The sequence below is a fragment of the Furfurilactobacillus sp. WILCCON 0119 genome, assembly GCF_053471565.1.
In genome coordinates, this window is sequence record NZ_JBPCCV010000017.1 from 1 (window position 1) to 204 (window position 204).

At 47.1% G+C, this 204-nt stretch carries 1 tRNA gene; it reads left to right on the top strand.

Annotated features, from left to right (window positions below):
* The first annotated feature begins 97 nt into the window (after positions 1-97).
* Positions 98-171 (top strand) — tRNA-Lys (locus ACRYI5_RS11095).
* Positions 172-204: the final 33 nt, after the last annotated feature.

Consider the following 204-nt stretch of genomic DNA (forward strand, 5'->3'; position numbering starts at 1 on the left):
TCACCTCCTTTCTAAGGAAATAATTCGGAAACCTACACATTGTTGAAACGTTGTTCAGTTTTGAGGGATTTACCTCACGCCATGTCAGAGACGACATGGGGGATTAGCTCAGATGGGAGAGCGGCACCTGCTTGCAGATGAATGACAGTGGTTCAAGCCCATTATCCTCCAATTGGTCACTTAGTGACCGAGCGTTGCACATTG